At 47.7% G+C, this 26,231-nt stretch carries 19 protein-coding genes and 2 pseudogenes; 4 read left to right on the top strand and 17 right to left on the bottom strand.

From position 1 onward, the window contains the following. Positions 1-2: 2 nt before the first annotated feature. A complete protein-coding gene (locus AC6I8Y_RS22910; protein ID WP_234497577.1) occupies positions 3-707 on the top strand; it encodes a DUF445 domain-containing protein in 705 nt (234 codons plus the stop codon). A gap of 231 nt (positions 708-938) precedes the next feature. Here AC6I8Y_RS22910 and AC6I8Y_RS22905 read toward each other — a convergent pair whose 3' ends face one another. The 14 genes and pseudogenes from AC6I8Y_RS22905 to AC6I8Y_RS22840 form a co-directional block, all read right to left on the bottom strand. Further along, positions 939-1,121 (bottom strand): hypothetical protein, encoded by a 183-nt coding sequence (locus AC6I8Y_RS22905; protein ID WP_128648155.1) that lies wholly within the window; start codon positions 1,119-1,121, stop codon positions 939-941. A 238-nt stretch (positions 1,122-1,359) separates the two neighbouring features. Further along, positions 1,360-3,292: pseudogene (locus AC6I8Y_RS22900) on the bottom strand (amylosucrase). Continuing rightward, complete coding sequence (locus AC6I8Y_RS22895; protein WP_498021821.1) at positions 3,286-4,782, bottom strand: glycoside hydrolase family 32 protein; 1,497 nt, start codon at positions 4,780-4,782, stop codon at positions 3,286-3,288. The pseudogene AC6I8Y_RS22900 and the gene AC6I8Y_RS22895 overlap by 7 nt, the downstream one beginning before the upstream one ends. 88 nt (positions 4,783-4,870) lie before the next feature. Continuing rightward, positions 4,871-5,911 carry an OmpG porin family protein gene (locus AC6I8Y_RS22890; RefSeq protein ID WP_498021820.1) on the bottom strand — a complete coding sequence of 347 codons (1,041 nt, stop codon included), beginning with the start codon at positions 5,909-5,911 and terminating at the stop codon, positions 4,871-4,873. A 194-nt stretch (positions 5,912-6,105) separates the two neighbouring features. Then, positions 6,106-7,254, bottom strand: a complete 1,149-nt coding sequence (locus AC6I8Y_RS22885; protein WP_498021819.1) for an ABC transporter ATP-binding protein — start codon at positions 7,252-7,254, stop codon at positions 6,106-6,108. Positions 7,255-7,319: 65 nt separating this feature from the next. Continuing rightward, positions 7,320-7,955, bottom strand: coding sequence for a beta-phosphoglucomutase (pgmB, locus tag AC6I8Y_RS22880; protein ID WP_394149768.1), 636 nt, complete (start codon positions 7,953-7,955; stop codon positions 7,320-7,322). Next, entirely contained in the window at positions 7,948-10,290 is a 2,343-nt protein-coding gene (locus tag AC6I8Y_RS22875; protein WP_498021818.1) for a glycoside hydrolase family 65 protein, read from the bottom strand. The genes pgmB and AC6I8Y_RS22875 overlap by 8 nt, the downstream gene beginning before the upstream one ends. Positions 10,291-10,310: 20 nt before the next feature. Next, positions 10,311-11,729, bottom strand: a complete 1,419-nt coding sequence (locus AC6I8Y_RS22870) for a carbohydrate ABC transporter permease (RefSeq protein WP_498021817.1) — start codon at positions 11,727-11,729, stop codon at positions 10,311-10,313. Beyond that, positions 11,722-12,816: a carbohydrate ABC transporter permease gene (locus AC6I8Y_RS22865; protein ID WP_394149763.1), complete on the bottom strand. Its 1,095-nt coding sequence runs from the start codon at positions 12,814-12,816 to the stop codon at positions 11,722-11,724. Before AC6I8Y_RS22865 ends, AC6I8Y_RS22870 begins: the two co-directional genes overlap by 8 nt. A 12-nt stretch (positions 12,817-12,828) precedes the next feature. Continuing rightward, positions 12,829-14,067, bottom strand: a complete 1,239-nt coding sequence (locus tag AC6I8Y_RS22860) for an extracellular solute-binding protein (RefSeq protein WP_394149762.1) — start codon at positions 14,065-14,067, stop codon at positions 12,829-12,831. A gap of 302 nt (positions 14,068-14,369) precedes the next feature. Further along, positions 14,370-15,347, bottom strand: coding sequence for a LacI family DNA-binding transcriptional regulator (locus tag AC6I8Y_RS22855; RefSeq protein WP_498021816.1), 978 nt, complete (start codon positions 15,345-15,347; stop codon positions 14,370-14,372). Between the two features lie 157 nt (positions 15,348-15,504). Next, positions 15,505-16,398, bottom strand: coding sequence for a protein-ADP-ribose hydrolase (locus AC6I8Y_RS22850; protein WP_498021815.1), 894 nt, complete (start codon positions 16,396-16,398; stop codon positions 15,505-15,507). Positions 16,399-16,473: 75 nt separating this feature from the next. Further along, a complete protein-coding gene (locus AC6I8Y_RS22845) occupies positions 16,474-17,331 on the bottom strand; it encodes a nuclear transport factor 2 family protein (protein ID WP_498021814.1) in 858 nt (285 codons plus the stop codon). Positions 17,332-17,442: 111 nt separating this feature from the next. Then, positions 17,443-18,320, bottom strand: a pseudogene (locus AC6I8Y_RS22840) (AraC family transcriptional regulator). Between the two features lie 124 nt (positions 18,321-18,444). Between AC6I8Y_RS22840 and AC6I8Y_RS22835 the strand changes: the two are divergent. Both AC6I8Y_RS22835 and AC6I8Y_RS22830 read left to right on the top strand, forming a co-directional pair. Further along, complete coding sequence (locus tag AC6I8Y_RS22835) at positions 18,445-19,281, top strand: helix-turn-helix domain-containing protein (RefSeq protein ID WP_498021813.1); 837 nt, start codon at positions 18,445-18,447, stop codon at positions 19,279-19,281. 99 nt (positions 19,282-19,380) lie between these two features. Then, positions 19,381-20,721 (top strand): MATE family efflux transporter, encoded by a 1,341-nt coding sequence (locus tag AC6I8Y_RS22830; protein ID WP_498021812.1) that lies wholly within the window; start codon positions 19,381-19,383, stop codon positions 20,719-20,721. 31 nt (positions 20,722-20,752) lie between these two features. On the opposite strand, the gene AC6I8Y_RS22825 is transcribed toward AC6I8Y_RS22830, so the two are convergent. Further along, on the bottom strand, positions 20,753-21,652 hold the full coding sequence (locus tag AC6I8Y_RS22825; protein ID WP_042474946.1) for a LysR family transcriptional regulator: 900 nt from the start codon (positions 21,650-21,652) through the stop codon (positions 20,753-20,755). Positions 21,653-21,760: 108 nt separating this feature from the next. Between AC6I8Y_RS22825 and AC6I8Y_RS22820 the strand changes: the two genes are divergently transcribed. Continuing rightward, on the top strand, positions 21,761-23,779 hold the full coding sequence (locus AC6I8Y_RS22820; protein ID WP_498021811.1) for an alkyl/aryl-sulfatase: 2,019 nt from the start codon (positions 21,761-21,763) through the stop codon (positions 23,777-23,779). Positions 23,780-23,876: 97 nt separating this feature from the next. Here the strand turns inward: AC6I8Y_RS22820 and yegD are convergent, their stop codons facing one another. Together yegD and AC6I8Y_RS22810 are read right to left on the bottom strand one after the other, a co-directional pair. Continuing rightward, entirely contained in the window at positions 23,877-25,229 is a 1,353-nt protein-coding gene (yegD, locus tag AC6I8Y_RS22815; protein WP_498021810.1) for a molecular chaperone, read from the bottom strand. Between the two features lie 165 nt (positions 25,230-25,394). Then, a complete protein-coding gene (locus AC6I8Y_RS22810; RefSeq protein WP_252015986.1) occupies positions 25,395-26,195 on the bottom strand; it encodes an acyl-CoA thioesterase in 801 nt (266 codons plus the stop codon). Positions 26,196-26,231: the final 36 nt, after the last annotated feature.

Genomic DNA, 26,231 nt, shown 5'->3' with positions numbered 1-26,231 from the left:
CCATGAACAAAAGCTTCATTACCAATTTCATCGCACTTGCGCTACTTGGCGCGGGTTATCAACTGGACAATAGCCTACTGCTATACGCGGGTCTTTTCGCGTTCTCCGGCGCCGTTACAAACTGGCTTGCCATCCACATGCTGTTTGAGAAGGTGCCTGGACTATATGGTTCCGGCGTCATCCCAGCTCGCTTTGAAGATTTCAAACTGGCTATCAAGAACCTCATGATGGAGCAGTTTTTTACCAGCGAGAACATCGACCGTTTTCTTAACAAGGAAATGAGCTCAGGCATCAACATCGATCTAGAGCCAGTGCTAGAGAAAGTGGACTTTAACCCAGCTTTTGACTCTCTGGTTGAGGTCATCGAGAACTCTCAGTTTGGTGGCATGCTCGCTATGCTTGGTGGCTCAGAGGCACTTCAGCCGATGAAGCAGCCATTCGTCGAGAAAATGCAGCAAGCTGTTATCGACATTAGCCAGAGCGACTCGGTCAAACAAGCGCTGATTGAGCAGCTCGAATCCCCAGCCATGCTTGATGAGGTGAAAAGCAACGTAGAAGCGATTATCGACCAACGTTTGAGTGAGCTAACGCCAAAGCTGGTGAAAGAGATCGTTCAAAAGATGATTAAGGAGCACCTGGGTTGGCTCGTCGTCTGGGGCGGCGTGTTTGGTGGTGTGATTGGGGTTATTTCTTCGTTGGTGATGTAATCACTTTTCATCCGGTAAATAACGAAAACCCGAGCTAATATTAGTTCGGGTTTTCATTTACGGTAAAATAAAACAAAATCGAAAATACAAGCACGTTTTATTTACCACTTAAATATTAACGTAAAAATAGAAAGGCTTTTTCTTTCTAAAAGATTATACGTAAAAAAATAAGAGCCGAAGCTCTTACCTTTTCACGTTATTTAGTGACAATGGGATATGAAGTCAAGGTTGCTACTTTTCGACCTGGCCACCGAGGCGTCCGCCCATGGCATAACACATATTGGCTTGCACCATGATAACTTTGCCATTAAGAGTACACATTTGATAAGGCTCAGAGCTTGACATCCGGCTTTCACTCGCCATTGAAAGCGGCGACAATATTACCATCATGACAAGGGCTAAAAATTTATTCATACTACCTCCTCAGTTAGACAATATTAATAATAGACTGCTTTATTATATTCTCAAGAAAATCAACAATAATCCATCTATTAATTGTTGCGAAAAATATAAACCATTCTCACACTACGTAAATAAGTTATTTTTACGCAATCATCTAACTCAGTATACTCTTTTTATTTTCCCTCTCTGATATAGTGCAGGTAGCTAAAGGATGGGGGTTAAGCCCCACCCTTTGTGAGGTCAATCTCTATCAGTTCGCTTGTTTTACTTTTAACCACACCACATCATAAGCATTGAGCTCAAGCTCCGTGCCATCAACATGCACTTCCGATAATAGATCCACCACTTGACCATCACCGAGGCAGTCACAGATCGATGCCGGTAGGGATTGAGTGTGCTCACTAAAGTTACAAATAGCCAATAGCCTGTCACCATTGTCATGTTTGCGCACGTAAGCGAACAGGTGCGGGCGATAGGTTTCTAGGATTTCCGTGTGCGCGGCACCAAAAACGGTATCAGCCTGTCTTAAGGCAATCATCTGCTTAAGATCACTGTGTATACGGTTTTGGTAACCATTTCCTTCTAGAGCACGTGCCATCGCATCGTCTGTAATCGCCGGACGATTTACCCAGCGAGAATCCTCGCGCTTAAACTCATCACTCAAATAGCTATGGTCATTTAATATTCCCAGCTCGTCGCCTTGGTAGATTAGCGGTACGCCTCCAATGCTCAGCACAACACTATTCAGCAAACGAACGCGCTTTAATGCATGTTCAATTTGCTCGGCATCATCAAGCTCGATGGCTTTTTCAAGACCGGCGAGGGATGCCAGTGAGCCACAGACTCGGCAATCGCCTGTACTCGGGTTTTCCTGAAATGGCACACCCTGAGAAAACGAGCCGTCAAACTTGCCCGTGTAAAACTGAATTAGAAAACGGCGATGCTCAAAGCCATCGATGCCAAGTTCACTCGCTACTGCATCATCAAATGTCCAGCCGATATCGTCATGACAGCGGATATAGTTCACCCAGCTCGCCTCTGGCGCGATAGTAAAGCTCTTCTTCAGTGATGCAGTGAGCAGCTTGGTGTCACGCGTCGCTAGACTCTCCCACATTAACGCCATCATGAGCGGGTTATAGGAGAGCTGGCATTCATCGTCACTGATATACTCTGCAACCTCATCAGGGTGCACTATCGCTTCTGACTTAAATAGCACTGCCGGAGCGACAATCTGCAAGCAGGCATTGAAGCACTGAATCAGGGTATGTGCTTTAGGCAAGCTCTCGCACTGTGTCCACTTCTCTTTCCAAATGAACGCCAACGCGTCAAGGCGCAGCCCTTCACAGCCGATGTTTGCTAAGAACAGCATCTCGTCGGTTATCGCATTGAACACAGCTGGGTTGGAATAGTTAAGATCCCACTGAAAACTGTTAAACGTCGTCCAAACCCACTTTTCGACATCCTCAAGGTAGCTAAAGCTGCCTCGTCTTACCGTTGGAAAGATCTCTCGGCAGGTCTGATTATACTCCTGTACCTCTTTCTCATCGGTGAAGAAATAATAGAAGTCCTCAAACTCTGGGTTACCTTTGCGCGCCTCGATAGCCCAGTGATGTTCGTCCGAGGTATGGTTAAACACAAAATCGAGCACTAGGCTTATCCCTTCGGAGCTCAGCGCATCTGCAAGGCGTACCAGGTCTTTCTCATTGCCCAGTCTTTGATCCACTTTGCGATAGTCTGATACTGCGTAACCGCCATCACTGTCACCCTCAGGTGATTTGTAGAGAGGCATTAGATGCAAATAGTTAATACCTAGGGATTTAAGGTATGGGATCTTGGCATGAAGCGCATTGAGATCACCCGCGAAGAGATCAACATACACCGCCATTCCAAGCATCTTCTCACTTCGATACCACTGTGGGTTTGCGAGACGCTTTTCGTCTAGATTTTTCCATTTACGCTTACGGCTTGCGAAATTGGTTGCTAATACCACCACCAACTTCTGCGCATGAAAAAAGAAGTCGTAATGACCGCCATAAAGATCATGAAGTTTGCTCAATAGATTAGGAAAGTGACGTTCTAGTCGCGCTAAGAACACTTTCTCATCTTTTTTTAGTGAGTCTTGGTAACTCGACCGAATCTAGTATCTGACGCAGTGCCTTACGCGCTTTTGATTCCGTTAGCATGTGCCCTCTCCCATTAGGCTTTTCGTGGTTAGGTTACTCAGATGCAAGGTGCCGCTATCGACGCTCAGCGACGCACTGGCTTGAGTATTCGATGGATAGATAAGGTTAGTAAAACTGTACTCTCCTCCGTTAATGAGAAGCTCGACCGAGCCCTTGTCAAAAAGTACCTCTAATCGAAACGCGCCATTTGTTGGCAATACTGTTCGATAATCATGTGGAAAATGCTCATCAATGCGCTTTGAGCCAAACTGACCTCTTCTGACAGAGCGCACTTCCAGATTCGTTTCTCCCGAGCCAGTAGTGACTTTTCTAAACTCGTAAAAGGCAGCATTATCTTGATACAAGCCTAAGTGCAGTGTCTGCTCATCATCTAAGGTCACATCGCATTGGAAATGCATCACACCGTCTTGATGGTACAGGGTCAGAGTTTGCTCACTTTCAGGCTCTAGCTGTTTTGAGTCTACTTGAAAGGCTGCACCTAATTCTTTAGTAAAGCGCTGTCCAACCCTGATACCGTCACCGCTCTCAAAAAGATAAAGCTCCCGAGGCATCGCCATGGTTCCTCTAAAACATTCAGAAGGAAGCTCCAAAGAGTATTGATGATTATTCATCCATGTGCTGACAATGCGGCGACCATCTTGTTCGGGAACATCAGAAAATGATTGCGTCGCATAGTAATCACGACCGAAATCTAGCCACAAAACCTTGTTCGGATGGTTAAGGTTGGTAAAGGTTTCACCATCAAAATCACCCACAAAATACTGCGTTCCGGCACCATCACAATGGGCACCTTCTCCAATACCGACCACCAGCACCCAATAGCGCTTATCCGTCCCTTCCAATGACAACTCGAAGAGATCTGGGCACTCCCAAGGACCTTTGCTGTGTGCCCCTTGGCGATAGCCAAACTCGCTGACTAGCCGCCACTCAAGCAAGTTGTGCGAGCAGTAAAACTCAATATGCTGACCACACGAGACCACCATGACCCAAGCCTCGCTCTCTTGATGCCAGAAGACTTTAGGGTCGCGAAAATCTGGATTACCACGCGCAGGGATGATTGGCGCACCCAACTTATACTTGGTCCATGTGTTGCCATCTTGGCTGTACGCGAGTGATTGCTGTTGGATCGGATTTTCAATCGAGTCGCCATTTTCTAAGGTAACCGATGGCTGCAAGAAAGAGGTGTAAAACGCGAGTAGACCCGGACGCCCATCCTCAAACAAACCAGACACATTATTCCAATCGACGATTGCGCTGCCTGAAAAGCACATACCCGATTCATCTGGGCACAATGCAGGTGCCAGCTCTTGCCAGTGAATCAGATCGCGACTGACTTTATGCCCCCAGTGCATCGGTCCCCAAACGGTATCGTGTGGGTAATACTGATAAAACTGGTGGTATTGTTCATTGAAGTAGACCAAACCATTGGGATCATTCATCCAGCCTTGATTTGGCGTCATGTGAAGCGTTGGGCGATATTTTTCAGTCATGGTCGAATTCTCATAGAAAAAGACCCTAGGCGACAGTACCTAGGGCCAAGCATGGATAATTGGGGTAATAATCCATTAAATGTGGAGGTTAGAAGCTGTAGTTAATGCCTGCGATAAAGACGGGAATGTAGCCGCCAAACTCTTCATCGTTACCATCTTTGAAGTCTTGCCATTTGTAGCTCGTTTCGCCGAACACACGCCAGTTTTTAGCAATTGGGTAGTTGGCAGAAATACCGACTTTAGAGTATGTCTCAGTCCAAAGATGAGCGCCGGTTGCAGAAGCTTCTTTCTCAAACTTACCGAATTCACCCCACAGTGAAGCCGATAACTTGCCCCAGCTGTACCAAACGCCAGGTTTGATGATCCATTCGGTTTCAAGCTCCTTAGCGCCCTGCTTAGGTACCCACTCACCTTGCTGCAAGCGGAAGTTCAGCCAAGCACCAGAGTTATCCGCGATTTTGTAGCCAAAACCAGGCTCTAGCTCCCAGTAATTGAAGTTTCCGCGGTTTTGTTTAATTTCGACGTGATACATAGCATAGCCATGAATATCTAAGCGGTCAGTAATTTGGTAAGAGCCGAAAACCTTGCCTTCTGGAGTGGTTCGCTCGTCAATACTTTCACTCTTTAACGCAACACCCCAACCGATGTTACCCTTCTCGAAACCGTAGTTTCTGTTCACGAACACCTCTTGGATTGCATTGGTGCCGCGATCATAGCTCGCACTAAAAAGATCGCCGCTGTATAAGTATTCACGACCGGAGTAGAAACCAAAGTCCCAGCCAGGTAAGTCGTCATGTCGAAAACTACCCTGAGCCATGGTGTACTTTACTTTGCCTTCATTAATGCCATCATCTCGACGCACTTGCTCTACTTCTAGGTTTGTACCGAGCGTGCCATGGAAACGTCCTTCTTCTTTCGGCACATTAACCGCAGTAAGCAGCTCTGCTTTTGAGAGTCCCTGCTCAATACCCTGAATGCTGCCATCTTTTAACGCTTCGTCGTTAGGAGATTCTTCACCCGAAATGCTTCCGGCTTGTAGTGTCTCATCGGTGGCAGACTCTTCTGCTAGTACGACGGTCGGAAATAGAGTGCAACATATTAGAGTGCTGACCACTGCTTTATTTTTCATGTGATTTACCTTATGTTTATCACGCCTTGTCACAAAGGCTTGAGACTGTCGTCGACTGCAATCGAAGCGACAGTTTGACAAAAGCTTCGCCGTTTTTAGGCAAAGCGAACCCTATCCCCCCCCTAGCTCTGCAAAGCTCATGGGGGGATTTTTAAATTATTCTTATAGTGTTTTGCTCGTTGTTTTCGCTAAAGCTAGCTGATCGCTTTTAGCTCATTGACTGGCACTTCAGGTGGAAATGACACCAACTGCTCCATAGTCATTTGTCTTGGCAACGCATGACCTTGATTGTCGAATAAATGGCACTTTTCAGCAGGAATACGAATATTCAGTCTTTGTCCAACCTCAACGTGTACGGTTCCAGGAACGCGCACTAATACCTCTTGACCGCCCTTGACGAGCGTGGTGTAAAGCAAAGACTCAGTGCCCAAACGCTCCAATCCTTCGACTATCACTCCGACACCATGCGCATCCAAATGAATGTCCTCTGGACGGATACCAAGCGTCATCAAGGCGCCTTGTGTTGCTCCTTTTGCGTTCACATCGGCTTGGAAGGTGTGATCGCCCACCTCAACCTTGGCGTGCTCATCATTCGCCTCAAGCAACGTGGCCGGAAGCAAGTTCATTTTCGGCGAACCAATGAAGCCAGCGACAAACAGCGTTTTAGGGAAGTAGTACAGCTCTAGCGGCGAGCCAACTTGCTCAATCACGCCAGCACGAAGGACGACAATTTTGTCGGCAAGTGTCATCGCTTCTACTTGATCGTGCGTTACGTAAATCACGGTCGACTTGAGCTTTTTGTGGTAATCCGCAAGCTGCAGGCGCATGCGAACACGCAGCGACGCATCTAAGTTAGATAGCGGCTCATCCAGTAGAAACAGTTTTGGATTGCGTACGATAGCGCGGCCAATCGCTACACGCTGACGCTGACCACCGGAGAGCTGGCTTGGGCGCTGCTCAAGCAGCTTAGTCAGTTCGAGCATTTCAGCGACTTGTCGAACCGCATCATCGATTTGTTGTTTGGATTTCTTAGCAAGCTTCAAACCAAATGCGATGTTCTCGTACACCGTCATGTGTGGATACAGAGCGTAAGATTGGAACACCATGCCAATACCGCGATCGGTTGGTGATAGGTTATTGACAACTTCGTTGTCTAGACACATTTCGCCTGAGGAAATCTCTTCAAGACCTGCGACCATTCTTAGCATGGTTGATTTGCCGCAACCTGACGGCCCAACGAAAACGGTGAACTCACCATCTTCGATCGTAAGGTTGGCATCCTTGATGATGTGTGCTCCGTCAGGATAGATTTTATTGAGATTTTTCAGTTCTAAACGCGCCATGAGTAATTCCTAGTAATGTCTTTAATAGGTGGGGCCAGTACCCCACCTCGATAATGCAGCTAAGGTTAGCTAACGATATTGGCTAGCTTCAGCCCATTGGTATCATCGAATCGCCAAGTCGCGTGACCAACACGCTCACCCGGCCCAATACCAACGACTTTCATACCGGCTTCTTTCGCTGCATCCACTCCGGCTTCCGCATCTTCAACCACAATGCACTCATCAGCATTGACGCCAACCTGACCCGCAGCGTGAATAAACACATCAGGGGCAGGTTTTGAGCGAGACACTGACCAACCATCACCGATTGCATCGAACAGTGGTGTCAGACCTAGCCTATGCAGAATTGGGCGCGCGTTTTTGCTCGCCGATGCCAATGCGACTTTGATACCGCGAGCATTAAGCTCTAGTAGGAACTGCTCAACACCTGGCAACACGTCTTTTGCTGAGATGGTGTTGAGTAAATCCACGTAGTAGTCGTTCTTACGCTGCATAAGCTCTGCAATTTTCTCTTCACTAAGCTCACGTCCAGCAAGAATGATCTCGAGAGATGCACGGCGTGACACGCCACGTAGCTGCTCATTGATTTCGCGATCGAAGTAGAAGCCTTCTTCATTAGCCATGCGCTGCCACGCTTGGTAGTGAAGCTCTGCGGTGTCCGTAATCACACCATCTAGGTCAAAAATAAACGCCTTACACATTGAAAACAGCCTCTGTTGATTCGATAACACGTGGCTCATTTGCCACCTCGATAGTTAGTGCTTGACCATTGAACTCAGGGCGAGATACACGCACTTGCTCTTGGTCTACGGTGATTTCCAAACGCTCACCTTTCCAGTAGATAGGGAAGTTCAGGCAATCCCATTGCTCTGGCAGATTAGGGTTGATGCGAAGCTTGCCACCTAGCATGCGAACACCACCAAAGCCGTACACGACGCACTGCCACATACCACCGATGGAGGCTGCGTGGATACCGTGGTCAGAACTCTTCATGTTTTGACCGATATCGATAGATGCCGCTTGTTGGAATAGGTCGTAAGACAGCTCTGGGTTACCTACATCTGACGCAAGTACTGAGTGCGTAGACAGGCTCAGAGATGAGTCGTGCAGAGTCTTAGGCTCGTAGTAGTTCCAGTTTGCTAGCTTGGTTTCTAGGTCGAACTTGTCTTCTTGCTGCAGGAACAACACCATGATGTCTGCCTGCTTAGAAACCTGCATCTCGTTAACTTGTTCTAGGTTGTAGTCTTGGAACAGGCCACCAACAAATGGCTGCTCTTTGTACTTAGTCAGATCGATGATCTCTTTTTGCAGGTAAGTATCATCTTGAGGAATCACCTTATCTTCTGCGCGAGGTTGTGGCAGGTAGATGTTGTCTACGCGGTTAAGCCACATTTGACGAGCTTCAACCAGGTTTAGCTTGTCAGATAGCTTAGCAAGCAGCTCTGGGTTGGAGGCCTCTAGGTCTTCGTAGTAACGAATCGCGAGTTTGATGTTTTCTACGGCCATGTAGTTGGTGAAGGCGTTGTTATCGATGTGCTCTTTGTACTCATCAGGACCGATAACGTTGCAGATACCCCACATGTTGCGATCTTCTAGCCAATCTAAGCGGCTAGTCCAGAAAGTTGCAGTATCGAACATGATCTCGTAGCCCATGTCGTCCATGAACTTCTGGTCACCGGTGATTTGGTAGTACTGCCATAGCGCGTATGTGATATCACACGTGATGTGCTGCTCGATAAAACCAGACCAGATCTTAGTCGACTTACCTGTGATGATGTCTACTGCGCCCCATACTGGCGTCACTTCTTCGCCTGTAAGTGCTGATTCCCAAGGGAACTGTGCGCCAATGTAGCCATTGTCTTTTGCTTTCTTGCGCGCACCGCCCAGTGTTTTGAAACGATACTCAAGTAGGCTGCGAGCCACCTCTGGCATCGTGTAGATGAAGAATGGCAGCATGAAGACTTCGGTATCCCAGAAAGAGTGCCCCTTATAGCCTTCGCCCGATAGACCCTTCGCACCAATACCAAAGCGAGAATCGTGCATTGGCGTAAAGATATTAAGCTGATACTGCGCAAAGCGAATCGCCAGCTGGTCAAAATCGCTACCACCAATTTCAATGCTCATGCCTGCCCAGCGCTTATCCCACTCTGCTGCACTCTCTTCAAGTAGCTCATCAAAGCTGCGATCTGCATTGGTCTTAAGGTTTGTCAGAGCGTGGTCACGCAGTGCTTGAAGCTCGTAGCCTTCAACATCAAACTGCTTGTCGCGAGATGTGTGGACGACACCTACTTTTTCAGTACGGAAGGTGTCACCTGCCTTAAGCTCTTGGTTGATGTTCAGCCATACTTTGCGGCGGTCCATCTGTAGGCCTGGATCGATTTCCGCCTCTTGGCCGTTTACAAAGTAACGGTGAGACGTTAGGAAAACAAAATCGACCTTACTTTCTGTTGTGTGTTGCAGAAGCTCAATAAAGCGTTTGTCGTAGATACGCTTCTCACCTTCGTGGAAGTGTTGAGCGCCTGAGTTAGACAGCTGAGCATCGACACCTGAGCGGATCTCAATCTTTGCATCGCTGTTTAGTGCTTTCACTTCAACATCGAACGCCATCAAGTGCAGGTTTGCTTGCGAGAAGAAACGACGGAAGCGCATTTCGAAGCTGTTGCCTTCGTTGTTCGTCCAAGTAAATTCACGCGTCAGCTCACCGTTTTTAACATTAAGGCGGCGAGAGTAGTTACTCACTTCACCCGACTCTAGGTGGAAGCGGCGACCATCGATAAAGATCTCAATAGCACTCATGTCGGCTGCATTCGGGAGCTCTGTCACTTCATCAGCATCGAACTTGTTGTAAGTACCCGCAACAAACAAGTTGCGAACCTGACCAACGTATTTCTCTTCTGTTGCACTGCGAGCACCCATGTAGCCGTTACCTTGGCTCATTACGACTTCACATTTACCTTGGAAAGCAGAGTCGAACGCCGTCTCTTCAACGATCCAGTTTTTTAGTTCGCCTTGACCAGCGTTGTAGTTCATAAACATCTTAAAATATCCCCCGAAAATTAACCTTTAACAGCGGAAGAAATATCGTTTCCGACGAAGTAGCGTTGGAAAACCATAAACACAATGAGTACTGGGATTGTCGACAGGAAAGCGCCTGCCAAGATCAGGTTCCAGTCACCTGCTACGCCATAGGCGTTACGTAAACTTAATAGACCTACTGGTAAGGTGAAGGCATCAGCAGGGCTGTTGATCACCACAAGTGGCCAGAAGAAATCGTTCCATGCACCTTGAAAACCCAAGATGGTTACCGATAAGATGGCTGGCTTGGCGAGAGGCATAAACACCTTCCACAGAATCACAGCAGGGCTCGCACCATCGACAATCGCCGCCTCTTCCAGTTCTTTCGGAATGTTCTCAAAGAACTGCTTCATGATAAGAACCTGACCGGATGCCACGACGGCCGTGATAACTGCCCAAGGCGTGTTAAGAAGGCCAATGTCTTTGTAGATCAGGTAGTTCGAAATAAACGTCACCTGTCCTGGAATCATCATGCTGAACAACATGAAAGCGAAAACAGCGCGCGCTCCAGTAAACTTCAGTCGAGCAAGGGCATAACCCGCAGTACAAGCAAAGAACAGCGTCAGCAGCACCTTACCGATCGCGATAAAGAACGAGTTGATGGTCCAGCTCATGAACAGGCTCTTGCCGGTGTCCAAGCTCACAGACTCGGTGTATACGCGAACGTAGGACTTAAACACGTAACCAATAAAGCCAGGTGCCGCGTTATCCCATGCAGCCACACGGCCGCGACGCTCCATCTTGCTTGGTGCCAGCGTGCTATCGATCAGTACCTGCCCACGTGGTGCTTCAACACTAAGCGGCAGCGTGGCGATTTCTGGGCCGGTGCCGTCATAACGAATCGAGAATGACCATGTCTGGCTGTGACCCTGCTTCTCAACTTCACGGCGGCCGCGCTTTTCGATATAGGTCACGTCTTGCTCAGAACTCACCAGTACTGGTTCACTTACCAGCGCATAGTCCGCAGCAAAGTCAGTCACAATCGCTGCTGCCATGCCCGTACCTGGGCGACGGCGTGGTACTTCGATTTTCGGTGTCACCAACTCTTCGCCCGATTCCACGGCGTACGTCACGGTGAAGTTAATGTCTGCGCCTGGCGCAAAACCGCCGAACATAGGGGCATTGTTACCTTGCTTGCCGAGGTCATAGGCTGCGCTCCAGTTGCTTGGCTGAACCTGAGCAAAACTAAACTTGAAAGGCTGCTCAAGTGGGTCATCTTTAAGGCTTGCTAAAAATGCCACCACAAAAGTACCCAGCATCACAGTTGCAACCAGCAGCAGTGAGCTGTAAACCCAAGCCACCTTTGCCCAGCGGCGACGCGCCTGAAACTTGGCAATCTGCTCCATCGTTGGCTGGATAGGCGAGCTATCTGTATTGCTCGCGGTAAGTGAATTAGCCATCTGCTTTCTCCTTAATACCAAAGATTTTCTGCAGATAAACCACTGCCAATGTAATAAATGCCAGTACTAGTGCCGCTGCACTTGCCATGCCGATTTGTGGCGTGCCACCCGGTGGGAATGCGTTGTGGTATACGTAGTAAGCAAGCGTGATTCGAGACTCCAATGGTGCAGCCGAGCCAAGCAGTGCCACCTGGTCAAACATTTGCAGCGTGCCAATGATTGAGAATGTCACGACGACAAACGTCACAGGGGCCAACTGAGGAATCGTAATGTTCCAGTGTTGCTGCCATTTGTTCGCACCATCGATGTGTGCCGCTTCATACAGCTCACCCGGTATGCCTTGAAGACCAGCTAGGAACAGCAACATAAAGGTTGGGATCGTGGTGTAGATGTTCTGAATCACGATAGCCCAAAGCGTGAGTGGCATAGGGCCAACATGATCACGCGTGTTAAGCCAGTTCACCTCGACCACTTGTTGATTCACTTCAACCCAGCCCATTAAGCTCGCAACAACAGTGGCAACACCTGCCACCATGACTGACATGATGCCCCACGCAGGATCGAACCATCCCACCGGCAGTCCTTTCAGGCGGTCTTTGGTCACCAACACAAACTGAGTCGCTATCGCCACCAAAGCAAAGCAGCTGATATGCGGGAAGTGGTTAACAAGGTCGGTCACAAACCCATTGAGGTAACCATTTTTTTGGTAGAACCAAATGAAGATAAGCGTCACCGCCGCACTCGACAGGATACTTGGCAGATAGAAAGCCGTTCTAAAGAAACTCTTGGCGCGAATTTTAGAATTCACCAAGATAGCTAACCCAAGCGCAAGCACTGTCTGCACACACGTGACAATCAGTGAGAACCAAACGGTATTTGCCAATGACAATAGAAACAGGTCATCGCTCAGTAAGGCGGTAAAGTTTTTCAGTCCGACCCATACCGCATCGCTAAACAGGTCATAATCAGTAAAACTGAAGTAAACCGTGCGAACGAGTGCGTAAAGGAAGAAAACCACAAGAGTCAGTACAAATGGCCCAGCGAGGAGCCATCCGTAAACTTGTTGACGTAAACGTAGAGAATTCATCGCTAAACTCACCTACTTCGCCGTCATCGCGTTGTATTTTTCTTGAGCCATCTTGATCGCCTGCTTTTGCGACATTTGGCCGAGCAGAACAGAGTTAAGCGCCTCATTGATAGGTGTCATCCACGCAGTGCCGTACTGTCCAAATGAAAACGGCTCAACGTTGCCTTCTAATGCACCTTTAAATACCTGCTGGGCTAGGTTGCTTTCGGCTGTGTTTTGCGAAAAGAACTCGGATTTACCCAAAGATTCGCGGCTTGGGAGTGCAAGCCCTGAGTCCAATACCCATTCTTGCGCTTCTTGACTGGTAAGAATTTCAACCGCTTTCTGCGCCGCTGCGATATTCTTGCCATCGGCATTGATGCCCCAGGCTACAGTAAACAGCAAGTTGCCTCGCTCACCAGACACTGGATCTTTTGGCATCATCGTCGTGCCGTACGGTAGGTTTGGTGCTTTATCACGCAGGTAGCCACTGATCCAGTTACCCTCTAACGCAATCGCGGTTTCTTCTGTACCAAAACAGCCACCACCCCAGCCTTGACCTAGGTCAGTGGCTAGAATGCCTACCTCATCTTCAGTCACCAGACCGGTGTAAAAATTAAATGCACGTTCAAAGTTCTCATCAAGAACCGTTTGGCCTTGCTCATTAAACGGCTTCCAACCCGTCGCCAGCGCAAATGGTGCAAATCGAGCGTAGTCAGGCATCACACACACACCCGAGACTTCATCACCCAACTCTTGCTTTACTGCCACCAGCTTGTCGCGAAGCTGATCCCAAGAGTCTTCGCTCGCCGGATAATCAACACCGGCATCATCGAAAATGTCTTTGTTGTACTGCAGGGCAATGGTGTTGAAGTCTTTGGCAACGCCGTATTGGTCACCTTGAAGAGTAAAAGACGCGTTTAAGCTTGGAATCATATGCTTAGCGACAGAATTTAGTTCAGCGCTGTTAGCAGCAACTTTTCCTGATTGCACCATGGTGTTTGCGAAAACAACATCGATGTAGAATGCGTCTGGTGCAGTGCCTGCGGAAAGAGAGTTAGTGATAAATTGTGAGAAGTCACCCTCAACCGCTTGGTACTTAACTTCGATGCCCGCCTTATCAAAGTCATCAGCAAGCACATCGTTAACCAGTTTATTGAGAACCACGACATCGTTCCCTCCCCATCCAGCAATAGTGACTTCTGTCTTTTCTGCTGCATGTAAACCAAAACTAGCCGCGATAATCGCAGTCGCTATTATTGTCTTTTTCATCATGCTTCCTGTTCACGTTAAATTGTATACGTGGATTATGCATGACTTACGTAAGCGCTTACGTTGCACTGATCACATTTTACTTTACGATAGATAAGCACTGTCCTATTTATGCAATGAAGATCATGTTTTCTATAATTTTAGCTATTTCATTGCACACATATTGATGAAATGTATGTTATTGGTGTGCTAGATAAGCGTGAAAATGGGTATTAATTTGAAAGCTCAATGTCAGCTACGTAAATTTTAAGTAAAAAAAACCGCACGACGAGGTGCGGTTTTTAAAATAAATAAAAAGCAGGCTAGCTACTTTCCCCTTCTCTGAGCGTAACAGAAACAACAGAGCCCACAGGCTCTTCACCTAGCATGGCACTTTCCAGCATTTGCGCGACTTTGTCGGAGATAGCATCGGTATCTTGGACAATGGTGGTCAGTCCTGCAGCGATACCAGGTAGCCCATCGTAACCCACAACAGAAAAGTCTTGTGGTAGTTGGTAGCCTCTATCTTTTAAGGCTGCGATGACGCCCAGCGCTGTCTCATCGCATTCACACACGAAGCCTTGATAGGACTCAAGCTGCTTCTTATCTATATTCATAAAATGTCGATAGGCTGCAATCTCGCCAAGCGGATCAGCGCCCGTTCTTAGCTCTCGCACTGGTAACGCATTACTTGCCATTACAGATAAGTAGCCTTGGTGTCGAAATTGATAACCATCACCATAGGTAGTAGGCGTTACAAAGCCAATACCCGTTAGCCCCTTATCTACCAAATGCTGAGCAGCCATACGGCCACCATTAAAGTCATCAGGTGCGACCCAAAAAGAGCCCTCCGCCATACCGATACATACGTAGGGAATGTTGTGCTGCTGACAGTACTCTATCCTAGGGTCATTCGCAGTGATGCCTAGCAAGACGGCGCCACCAACTTGTGAGATCTCCAGCTCAGCAAAGCTCGAAGGTAAAAGGTTTAATCCTGATTTACGCAACGCACCAGAGAGTGAGGGCCAAAGCATACCAATATAGCGCGACGCGTAGGCATCATGCGGACCCAAAGAGATGGCAATGGTGTTCTTTCGACTGCCTGTTAATTCGCGGGCGGAGCTGCTGGGTACATAACCTAACTGCTTACACGCTTCTAAGATTTTCTCTCGAGTCTTTTCAGAAATTCCAGGCTTGTTATTGAGCGCACGACTCACGGAGGCTATCGATACACCGGCAATTCTTGCTGCTTCATGGATCGTTGCCTTCTTGAGTTTCTCTTCATCTTGTTGAACCTGCACGGTCACACCCTCAAACTACGTAAACATTTACGCAATAATGGAGCATTTACGTATTTTAAGCAAATGGTTTATGCAGTAATGATAAACAAATCAAATTTAATCAGAGGCTTGTAGGTGTAAACCGATAACAAGACGTAAACAGCAACAGAGGTTTTCTCTATTGCTGACATACAAATTCTTCCAAAAGACTTTGGTAAACCGCGTAATCTCGGTTACTGAACACATTGAACACCACGCTATTGAGCCTGTTGGGATTGGCTTTTATCCATTCCACCGTCTCTTGAATCGCTATTGGTGTGGCCTGCTCAATGGGATAGCCATACACACCGGTTGAAATTGAGCACAGCGCAAGAGAATCAACACCTGACACCTTTTGCGAGATATCCAATACAGAGCGATACGAAGAGGCAAGCGTCGCTCGGTCGGCTTCTTGTACTATCCCAGAAACCACGGGGCCTACTGTATGTATCACATAGCGCGCTGGCAGATGATAGCCACGGGTGATCTTCGCCTGTCCGGCGGCTTCATCGTGCCCTTGGATCTCCATAATGGTGTTGCAATCTCTTCTCAACTGAACACCGGCACGATTATGGATCGCGTTATCAATGCACTTATGTCCCGGCTGAAAGCACCCAAGCATCTGATGATTGGCTGCATTCACGATGGCATCCACTTCCAACGTCGTAATATCGCCCTTCCATAAAACAATCTTGGTACTGCCAATCGTCAAAAACGGCATCGCCAACAGTGACGCTATTGACGTCCTCTCTCGCTGCTGTTTTTCGGCCATAAGCAAAGCATCAAGTGCCGCTTCGCCTTTAGGGCTCAGTGCGTTCGGCGGTAATAGGGTTATTGCAGCATCTATCCATTGTCGCTGCCGATTGACATCGCAATCAGCATGTTCCGGTGCCCTTAAGGCTGCTAACGCAGGCTCAAGCTCGCGCCAAAGCATTTCTATCGCCTCGTTCACCTCAAGCTCCACAGGCATTACTTGATGAGGCGTATTAAGCTCGATAGCCGATGCGTAATCTTCTACATTTATCATTTTCATCACGGCTCCAACTGAGTTTTAAGAAATAAAAAGGGTCACTGTGATAGTGACCCTCCTTGGAACGGTTCGGTGTATTTACTGGAAACCAAACTTACCGTTGTCATTTTTCCATTCAGATTTTGGCGGAATCACTTCAATGGTGTCCCAATGCTCAACGATTTTTCCATTGTCGACGCGGAACAGGTCGTAAAATGCCACGTGTTGATTCATGAACTTGCCTTCACTGACTGAAAGAACAAAATTACCTTCACCAATAATTAAGTGGTTCGCGTCGTAAACCATCGGCATACCCGCTTCAGCCAGCGCCTTCATCGCAACGCCTAATCCACTTAAACCATCGGCAACGCCGGTGTTGTGTTGAATGTAATCAGAATCTTTGTCACCGATAAACATGCCAATCTTCGACATGTCGCCCCCCATAAGAATGGTTTTCACAAAGTCCGTGACTAAGGCTTTGTTAGCATCTGTTTTATCTAGGTCGGTGATTTCAGTTGCGCCATCAAACTGGGTTCGACCACTTGGATTGGGCTTGGCCACCTCTTGCAGGTTATCCCAGTGCTCAACGATTAGACCATCTTCAAAGCGGAAGATATCAAAGCCAGCTTTAGGACCAAAGAAATTGTATTCCGTGTGTAGCGCTACATAATCGCCGTCTTGAATAGTACGAATCACATTCGCTTTCGCGCTGCCTTCGGGAAGCTGCTGTAACACCTCGCCAAAGCCCGCCAGCCCATCAGCCACGCCCAAGTTATGCTGAATGTAATTTTCAGGATTGATATAGCCAATGGCACTTTGGTCACCAGTCTCAATGCTAGAAATGACGGCTATGGCCTTTTCGCGATTGGTCATGTCCTCTGCATTTGCAATCGCAGAAACAGATAGGGCTGAAGCGGCTACAGCAGTCGTAGCGAATAGACGAGTAAGCTTGTTCATATTGTTTTCCTCTTGTTGGCTCGCAAACAATAATAGGAACAAGCTCGATGGAGATCCGTGTAGAAGTGAGTCGGAAAATGGTCAATATCGAACCCAAGACCAGGTTTTCGACTAAATATGAGGGTCAGCGTACTGCTTTTGGAACTGACTTGGCGTCATATCTGTTTGGTTTTAAAGTACTTTACAAAGTTACTGGCATCTTCAAAGCCAAAATCATAGGCGAGTTGCTGAGTTGTCACACTACTCACCACCAAACGACGTTTCATTTCAATCGTTACAAACGCATCGATCATCTGCTTTGCGGTGAGATCCGTTGCCAACTTGCAGATCTGATTGAGCGTTTTATAGGTCGTACCGATCTGCGAGGCATACCAATTGGCGTCTCGCGTGCGTTCATAGTGACTCTGTAGAAGATCAAAAAATCGCGCTAACTTAACGCTCTGCTCCTGTGACAACTTATCGTGTCGTTCTTCCGGCCTGAGCCTGTGCAACATCAACGCGAATGCAGAAAACAGATACATCACCACTAAAGGATCTGTCTTGTCATGGGATATCTCTTTTAACACCTCATCAATGATTCGTTTGGCACTAAGGCAAGTATCACTATCTAAAGCCAATACAGGAGAGCGAGATTGATTGAGGTGCGTTGGCGTGTAGTTAGGAAGACGCATATTAGCGTGGACTTGGTCGAGAAACTCCTGGGTAAATATCACCACCTTCCCGACTGGTTGAGAGGCAAAATCGAAGCATTGAACCTGTTCACGGCGCACAAAAACTATGCTTCCTGATTCAAATGGGTAGCTCTTGAAATCGACCATATGAGTACCCGACCCACGTTCGATGTACACCATCATGAAAAAGGTGATGCGATGAGGGCGCTGCGGCGAGTGATCTTTGTATTCTCGTTGGTACAGAGATTCCAGATCGAAGATCTCTAACTCCGCTTGATTGGTTTTCTTATGGTCAAAGCCTATGGTGGGTATCTGCATCCATCCTCCCCATGTTACTGCTTGTATTTTAGTTAATTTTTACACACTCTGACACCAGACGTTTGGTCGCAATCGACAATTTTGAGTGTCATAATTGAGAGATGGTGTATTTGGTATGGTCAACATGAGCAATAAGATAAACGTCATCACTCTCCCGAAGGGAAACCCCTGTCAGATCATCGACAGTGCCATCGATGATGAGGGCGGGATTATTGGTGCTCATCGACATGATTACTTTGAGATCATTTGGTGTCTGGATGATGTCGGCAAACAAAGCATCGATTTTGTCGAGTATCCGAGTAAAAAAGGACGCTTTTTCACCATAGCTCCGGGGCAAGTGCATGAAACCGCTGAGCTTGCTGACAACTATCGCATGATGATTTTCTCAACCGACTTTCTAGAGAATCGTCCGCGCCACCAACGTATGTTCAATGCCGTCTTTCGCGCCCACGACGACCAACAGCCCTATTTTGATACCTCTGATGATGGGCTTGCCTATTTTGAGCCTCTCTTTTCCTTGCTGTTGGATGAGTTCCACCAGGCACAGACCGATTGGGACCTGATTGAGTCACTGCTTACCAGTTTTCTGCGCTACTTGCTAAGATTTTCCATCAATACAGCCGGCACACAGGTGGTAAAAGATGCCAGGATCACCAAGGTGCTAGGGTTGATTGAACGCCACTATCGCAAGCAGCGCCACGTTCAGTTTTATGCTGATGCCCTATCCATTACTAGCAAACGCTTAAACGAGCTAACCAAGAAGCATGTTGGTAAGACTGTTACTCGACTTCTACATGAACGAATCCTGTTAGAAGCTAACCGCGATTTACTGTTTTCCACCAAAACCGTCAAAACCATCGCGTTGGACTTAGGTTTTGATGATCCTTCTTATTTTGGGCGCTTTTATCGAGGTCAAATGGGCGAGTCTCCCGCTGAATTTCGAAAACGAACGTCCGAATAGTGCCAGATAATGGTCATAATCTCCCTTTCTTAGCCTACTTTTGGTAACGATAATACCAGTAACAGAGTTCGTATTACTTTCAACGTATTTTGGTTATCAATGAGTATAAATCTAAAATCTGATCCAATTCAGAAGTCGTTTATTCAGTATTTATTGCCTGCATTGTCAGGCATGGTCATCAAATCCATTTTTATCATGGGAGATGCATGGTTTGTGGGTCAAGGTGTCGGTCCTGAAGGTCTTGGTGCTATTTCATTAACGATTCCTGCTTTCTCAATTTTCTCCGCATTAGCCATGATGATAGGTATTGGTGGCGCTGCGCTGATGTCGATTGAGTTTGGTAAGGGCAACCTCAAGATCGGTCAGACCCTGTTTAGCCAATCGATGCTGGCAACCGCGATTATCACCACTATTGCCGTTGTAGCGGCTTTGATATGGCTAGATGAGATCATCGCGCTCATGGGAGCCAGTGGTTATATGGCACAGCTTGCCCATGATTACCTAAATGTCATGCTCAAATTCTTTGTGCTCTATGCTCTAGCTTGGGTCATGTCTTGCTTTGTGCGTAACGATACCAATCCGAAACTTGCCATGTATGCGATGTCCGCAGGTGCTGTGACCAACCTCGTATTGGACTACTTCTTTGTACTCAAGTTTGGTTGGGGTATGAAGGGTGCCGCTTATGCGACTGCTATTGCGCAAGGTGTCATCGCGTTAATTCTGCTAACCCACTTTTGGCAGCAAAAAGGACAGCTACGGTTTAGCCTAGAGGGTCTAGGGCTCGAAAGAGTCGGTCAAATCTTGAAGATAGGCGTACCAACCTTTTTTATTGAGATCACCTCAGCCCTCACCATCTTGCTGTTTAACTATGTGTTGCTCAGCCAATTTGGAGAGGGACATATCATCGCTTACGGCTTAACAGCCAACGTGGGTGTGTTTGCTTTGTTTGTGATTGTCGGTATTAACCAAGCGTGTCAACCAATTATTAGCTTTAACTATGGCGCCAGTAAAACCGATCGCGTAAACAGCACGCTCAAGCTCGGGCTCGTAACATCCATTGGCAGTGGCTTTCTGTTCTTGTCGGTCATTTGGTTTACTGCAGAAGACGTAGCGCGTTTTTACTTAGGTGCCGACAGTGAGCTGTTAGAGCTTTCGGCCACTGCACTGCTGTTTTTCTTCTACGCCACACCATTGATGGGATTGAATCTGGTGGTAGCGAATCTGTTTCAAGCGATAGCCAAACCGAACCAAGCGACCGTTATTTCACTGGCTCGTGGTTTTGTGTTCGTCGCGCTGGGTGTCATCTTATTACCAGGCGTATTCCCAACCAACGGCATCTGGGCAAGTATCTTGTTTGCCGAAGGCGCCACCGCGTTAATAAGCCTAGTATTGCTGTTTGCTTTTATGAGAAGGCAGAAACTGACTCTAGCCGAGGCATAGGAGTTTAAGCATAAAGGTTGGGCAAAGGCGCTTAATCTAAGACATAAGAGAGCAGCTTCTCGCGTAGCCAAATGTTGGCTTTGCTGTTCTGCTCTCTTTTGTGTCCCATCAGTACATAGTCAACAGGCAGAGAGTTAAACGGAGCCTCAAGGATTTGCAAACCAAACTGCTCCGCAAACTGCGTTGCCATACTGACACTTGTCATGCCAATACTTTCACTACTTGCCACTAAGGCCATCAACGCAAGTAAGGACTCACACTCTGCAGCAACCTTGCGTGGCTGAATATGCTCCTCGGTAAAATAATCGACTAGAAATATCTCTTCACGGCGCAGCTTCAAGGTAATGTGCTTTTCTTGATAGTAATCTTGAGTACTAATGTTGCCTTGGATTCGTGGATGGTTTTTGCTGGCTATGACGCATATTTGATCGGAGAAAAACGGCTGAGTAAAGTGGCTCGACGTCGAGGACTCAGAAAACTCTATCGCCAAATCGGCTTGTCTTAGATTGAGCTTTTCAAGCAGCTCTGCCTCACTGACTGTCGTCGGACACAAGACGATCTCACAGTTACCCAAACTCTTATCTGCTTCAATTTTCGGTACCAGCTTCAGCATGACCGGCTCTGTGGTGTAGACAACAAATCGACGCTTGCCCTCCACGGTGAACTCCTGCGCATCGGTCAGCGTGTTCTCAATCGCCTCCAATGCAGGCTCTATTTGACGCGCCATTTCATGCGCTAAATGTGTTGGGGCAATGCCTCGACCGTCTCTTACAAATAGCTTCTGCCCGAGCTGGTTTTGCAATCGTTTGAGCGCACCACTGACACCGGGTTGAGTCAGGTTTAACACCTCTGCCGCCACCGTAATGGATTGACAGCGGTAAACGGTTAAAAACACGCGCATTAAATTAAGGTCAAAATCGGAAAGCGTCATTATTCATAGCCAGTTGTTATGTATTAACTAAATTACATTGCATGTTTGCTTATGAGTCAAGTGGGTATAGTGATCTCGTTTCCTGTTAATTCTGTGATGAGGTTATTTATGCTTCGAGCTCTAACTCCTTCGACTCTCGCTATCGCTGTTATGGCATCTTTTGCAGCTCACGCTGACTACGCTGGTCTTGAGGACTACCAAGGCAAACCAGCCAGTGCCCATACTCTTGAGGCTAACCAAGCGCTTGCTGCCACACTTCCGTGGGAAGATACCTCTGCCTTTGAACGCACCAAGCGCGGTCTTATCGCCGAGTTTGGCACTCATGCAGCGGGCGAGCTAAAGAATCGCTTTGAGTTTATGGCTGAGCTGTCTGTGGATGCGATCCCGCCTACGGTCAACCCTTCTATCTGGCGCCAAGGCATGCTCAACTACGCGGCTGGTGGTCTGTATGAAGTAACGGATGGCGTTTATCAAATCCGAGGCGCCGACCTTTCTAATATGACCATCTATCGCACCGATAATGGCTACGTGATTCACGATCCACTGCTGTCACGCGAAGCGGCTGCTGCGTCATGGGATTTTGCTAAGCAGCATCTACCAAAGATCAATGGCGAGCATAAAATCACGGGGATGATTTACTCACACATGCACGCAGACCACTTTGGTGGCTCTCGTGGCATCCACGAGTCTGGCGACTTTAGTGAAGGCGCACCTATCTACGCACCAAAAGATTTCATCAAAGAGTTAGCGGATGAAAACGTCATCGCAGGTACCGCCATGGGTCGCCGCGCGAACTATCAATATGGCACAACGCTGGATAACGATGAGAAAGGCATTGTCGATAACGCTCTAGGGCTAGGCACCTCTCGTGGTGAAGTGACCTTAGTTGCGCCAACTACAGAAATCCAAGAGCGTGAAAAAGTCATTACCATCGATGGCCTCGATTTCCACGCGATCAATATGCCAGGCGCTGAAGCTCCGGCTGAAATCGTGCTGTATGTGCCTCAGTATCGCTCTCTGAACACCGCAGAGCTGACTTATGACGGTATGCACAACATCTACACCTTCCGTGGCGCAAAAGTCCGTGACGCGCTTGTGTGGACCAAGTACCTCACAGAGCTGAAGATGCGTTATGTAGACTCAGGGTTAGTCGACAACATTCACGCAGCTCACTCGGCGCCAGTTTGGGACGATCCAGAGACAAAAATCAACGAAATCTCTGAGTACATGACGCTACAACGCGACAACTACGGTTTCATTCACAACCAAGCAATGCGCCTTGCTAACCACGGTGTGACGATTCACGATGTTGGTCGTGAGATTGAAAAGCTAGTGCCTGAGTCTCAAAAGCAGACATGGCATACCAATGGTTATCATGGCTCATACAGCCACAATGCGCGCGCAGTGGTCAACCTGTACTTGGGCTATCACGATATGAACCCGGTTAACACCAATCCTCTACAAACCAAAGAGAAATCGTGTGTTTACGTGGAAGCGGCGGGTGCGGAAGTGTTGTATGACGCAGGCATGAAACACTTCAATCAAGGAGCGTATCAAGAAGCATCGCAGCTATTTAACGACCTTGTGCAATGTGACCCAAATAACGTGAAGTATCGTTATGCCCTAGCAGACAGTTTTGAGCAGCAAGGTTATCAGTCAGAAACCATGGCATGGCGTAACTCCTACCTTCAAGGTGCAGTTGAGCTTAGAACCGGTGAAATCAAACCATCGATCAAACTAGCGTCTGCTGACGTAATTGCCAACACGCCAACAGGCATGTTCTTAGACTTTATCGCCGTGCGCCTCAATGCCGAAAAAGCAGAGCAAGCAGGTCTAGACTTTACCTTCGGGCTGTATCACCCAGATGTGGAAGAACGTTACTACGGTGAAGTATCAAACGCAAACATGAGTAACATCGAAGTGGAGACATTGCCGCTGACCAACGTCGAGCTGGTAATCAATAAAGCCGACCTTACTCGAGTAGCGCTTGGGCAAACCACGCTTGATGAGCTATTAAAATCGGGGCAAGCGGGAATCAAGGGCAATGCTGAGCTTATCGGACAGCTAGCCGCGTCGCTTGATGAGTTTGACGGCATGTTTGAAATCCTGCCAATGCCGACTAAATAAGCATTCCACTGAGCATCGACTCAGACAACACTCACACTATAAAAAAAGCCCAGAGCACATGCTCTGGGCTTAGTCATTCTAATATAAGCCAATCATTTTACTTAAAACAGACGTCAGCCCATCTCGCCAACCCGGCTGTCACTGAGCCAAAGTAATTCCCCGACACGACAGGGATATTCGGCAACACATCCTGAACCGCAGTGCGCAAAATCGAAGAGCGCGCAGAACCGCCCGTCATGTAGATCACATCTGGTAAGGTGCCCGCTTGCTGCGCTGCTTCTTTCACTAGCGATTGAATTTTCTTCGTTGGATTATCGATCGCCGCCGCCATGTCTGATTGAGTTATCTCGATACCCACATGCTCAGAATACAGATCGAGCATGGCTTGGTAATCAGCACTTTCCTCTAACGCAATCTTGGTTTTTTCTGCTTCGCGAATCACCGCATAACCAAGCGTTTCTTGATGCAAAGCGACGAGGCGATTGACTTTTTCTGGCTCAAGGGCTTCCTTTGCCAATAATCTCAGCTCTTTTAGGTTATCGTGAGCGTAAAATTTTCGCTGAGCTTGCACATCGTTAATGGCTATGGGATTCCAGAACTGCGTCACAGGAATATCTAAGCCAGAATGACGCTTGGTGCCCATACCAAATGCATGCATGAAGCGGCGAAACGCAATATAGATATCCAGATCATTACCACCCACCAGCTGTCCGGTATGCGCGATAAGGGATTGTTGTCGGTCGTTTTTTCCAATCCAAGACGGCCCCATCTGAATATACGAGCAGTCTGTGGTACCACCGCCAATATCGACGACAAGTACGTTCTTGTTTTCGGTTAAGGTAGACTCAAACTCTAGCCCCGCTGCTACAGGCTCGTACTGAAACTCGACGTCTTTAAAACCGGCGCGATTTGCCGCACGCAGCAATATCCCTTCAGCTTGCTGGTTAGATGCATCGCCACCACGTCCAAGAAAGTTAACAGGTCTACCAATGACCGTCTGCTCTATCGCGCGGTCGAGATTTGCTTCAGCTCTGCGCTTTACGTTACTCATCATTGCGCAAACCAGATCTTCGAAGAAGGAAAGCTGCATATCACGCAGTCCCATGGCACCTAGGAAGGACTTTGGTGACTTGATGTAATACACGTCTTTCGGATCTTCTAAGTAAAGATTAAGCGCTTGCTCACCAAACAAGACATCACTCGGAACCACCTCTATACCTTCTTCACGATTCAGCTTAACGGCACGCCTCAACACAGCCTCACCTGTGTCGTTAGACGGACGTATGTCCAGGCAGCGAAACAGATATTCTGAAACCGTTTCGGCCGTCGGTGCGCACAGTGTTGATGCTATGTAGCAGTTATCCCCTACCAATGGGATTTGTTCTACGTTGCCATTATTTAGGTGTGCAACGGAGCAGTTTGCGGTTCCGTAATCAAAACCGATAGCCATAGAAATTACCTCAACACATGAAAAAGGGCGGCAAAGGATAGCAGCCTGAAAATGAAGTTCAAGTGGCGTAACGTAAACCCGTCACTGGTAGACGGGTCAAATGCAAAAAAGGGCTGCAAAACGTCGCTGCAACCCATGATGTTTGTTTACACTGTAAAGCGCGATTTAGTCGAAAATAGCGATGCTCTGCCTACTCACCGCCACTAATTCTCCCCGATTATTCCAAATGTTCGCCTGCGCGTGGGCGTAGCCTTCAGCAGCCTGTCGTGTGTGAGACTGATAAGCAAACCAATCTTCAGGCTGAACGGGACGATGAGGATGAATAAACTCTAAGTTCCACATCATAGAGCTCGCTGGCGCTGGCGTGTCCATCATTTGCAATACGCCTGGAGGCCATGCATCGACTAAACAAATAAGATGGGCATCAGAGATGAGTTTTGGTGCCACTTTAAAGCGCATCCAACCCCATGTGTGGGAGTCTTTACTCCCAGTGAAAGGCAGATGTCCGCGAGCTAATGCTAAATCAATATGAGAGGTGTAGTTTGGTGCCCCCTGTTCTATGGTTGGAAACCTAGGAAGATCATCAGGCACTGGCATAATGTGATTATCGTTATTTTTAACGACAATGCTAGAGTCACGATCTGCGCCAAAGCAACCTTGTTGGAACACCGCAACCTTTCCATTTTGAATCAGTCGCGCACTCAGTTGAGAGACACTTTTTCCTTCACGAAGCACTTCTACTTCGAAGGTAAACGGCACATCTACGAGTAAGGGTCCGACAAAATTTGTGTTGAGAGACCGTAAAACGCGCTCCCCACTCAGATGAGACTGCATCACGGTATACAGCAATGATGCGGATAATCCTCCAAAAACCGTACGCCCTTGCCCCCATGACGTAGGGATCGACATATGCTCACCAGTTTGCGCGCAGAGCTTGGCTTTTGCTATTAATTCGTCGAAGTGCATCCCTACCACCTTATGTTAACGCCTTGTTACTTAACA

The sequence above is a fragment of the Vibrio sp. KUL78 genome (genome assembly GCF_059725505.1).
Note: the sequence above shows the minus strand (reverse complement) of the source record. Positions and strands in the feature narration are given on the sequence as shown.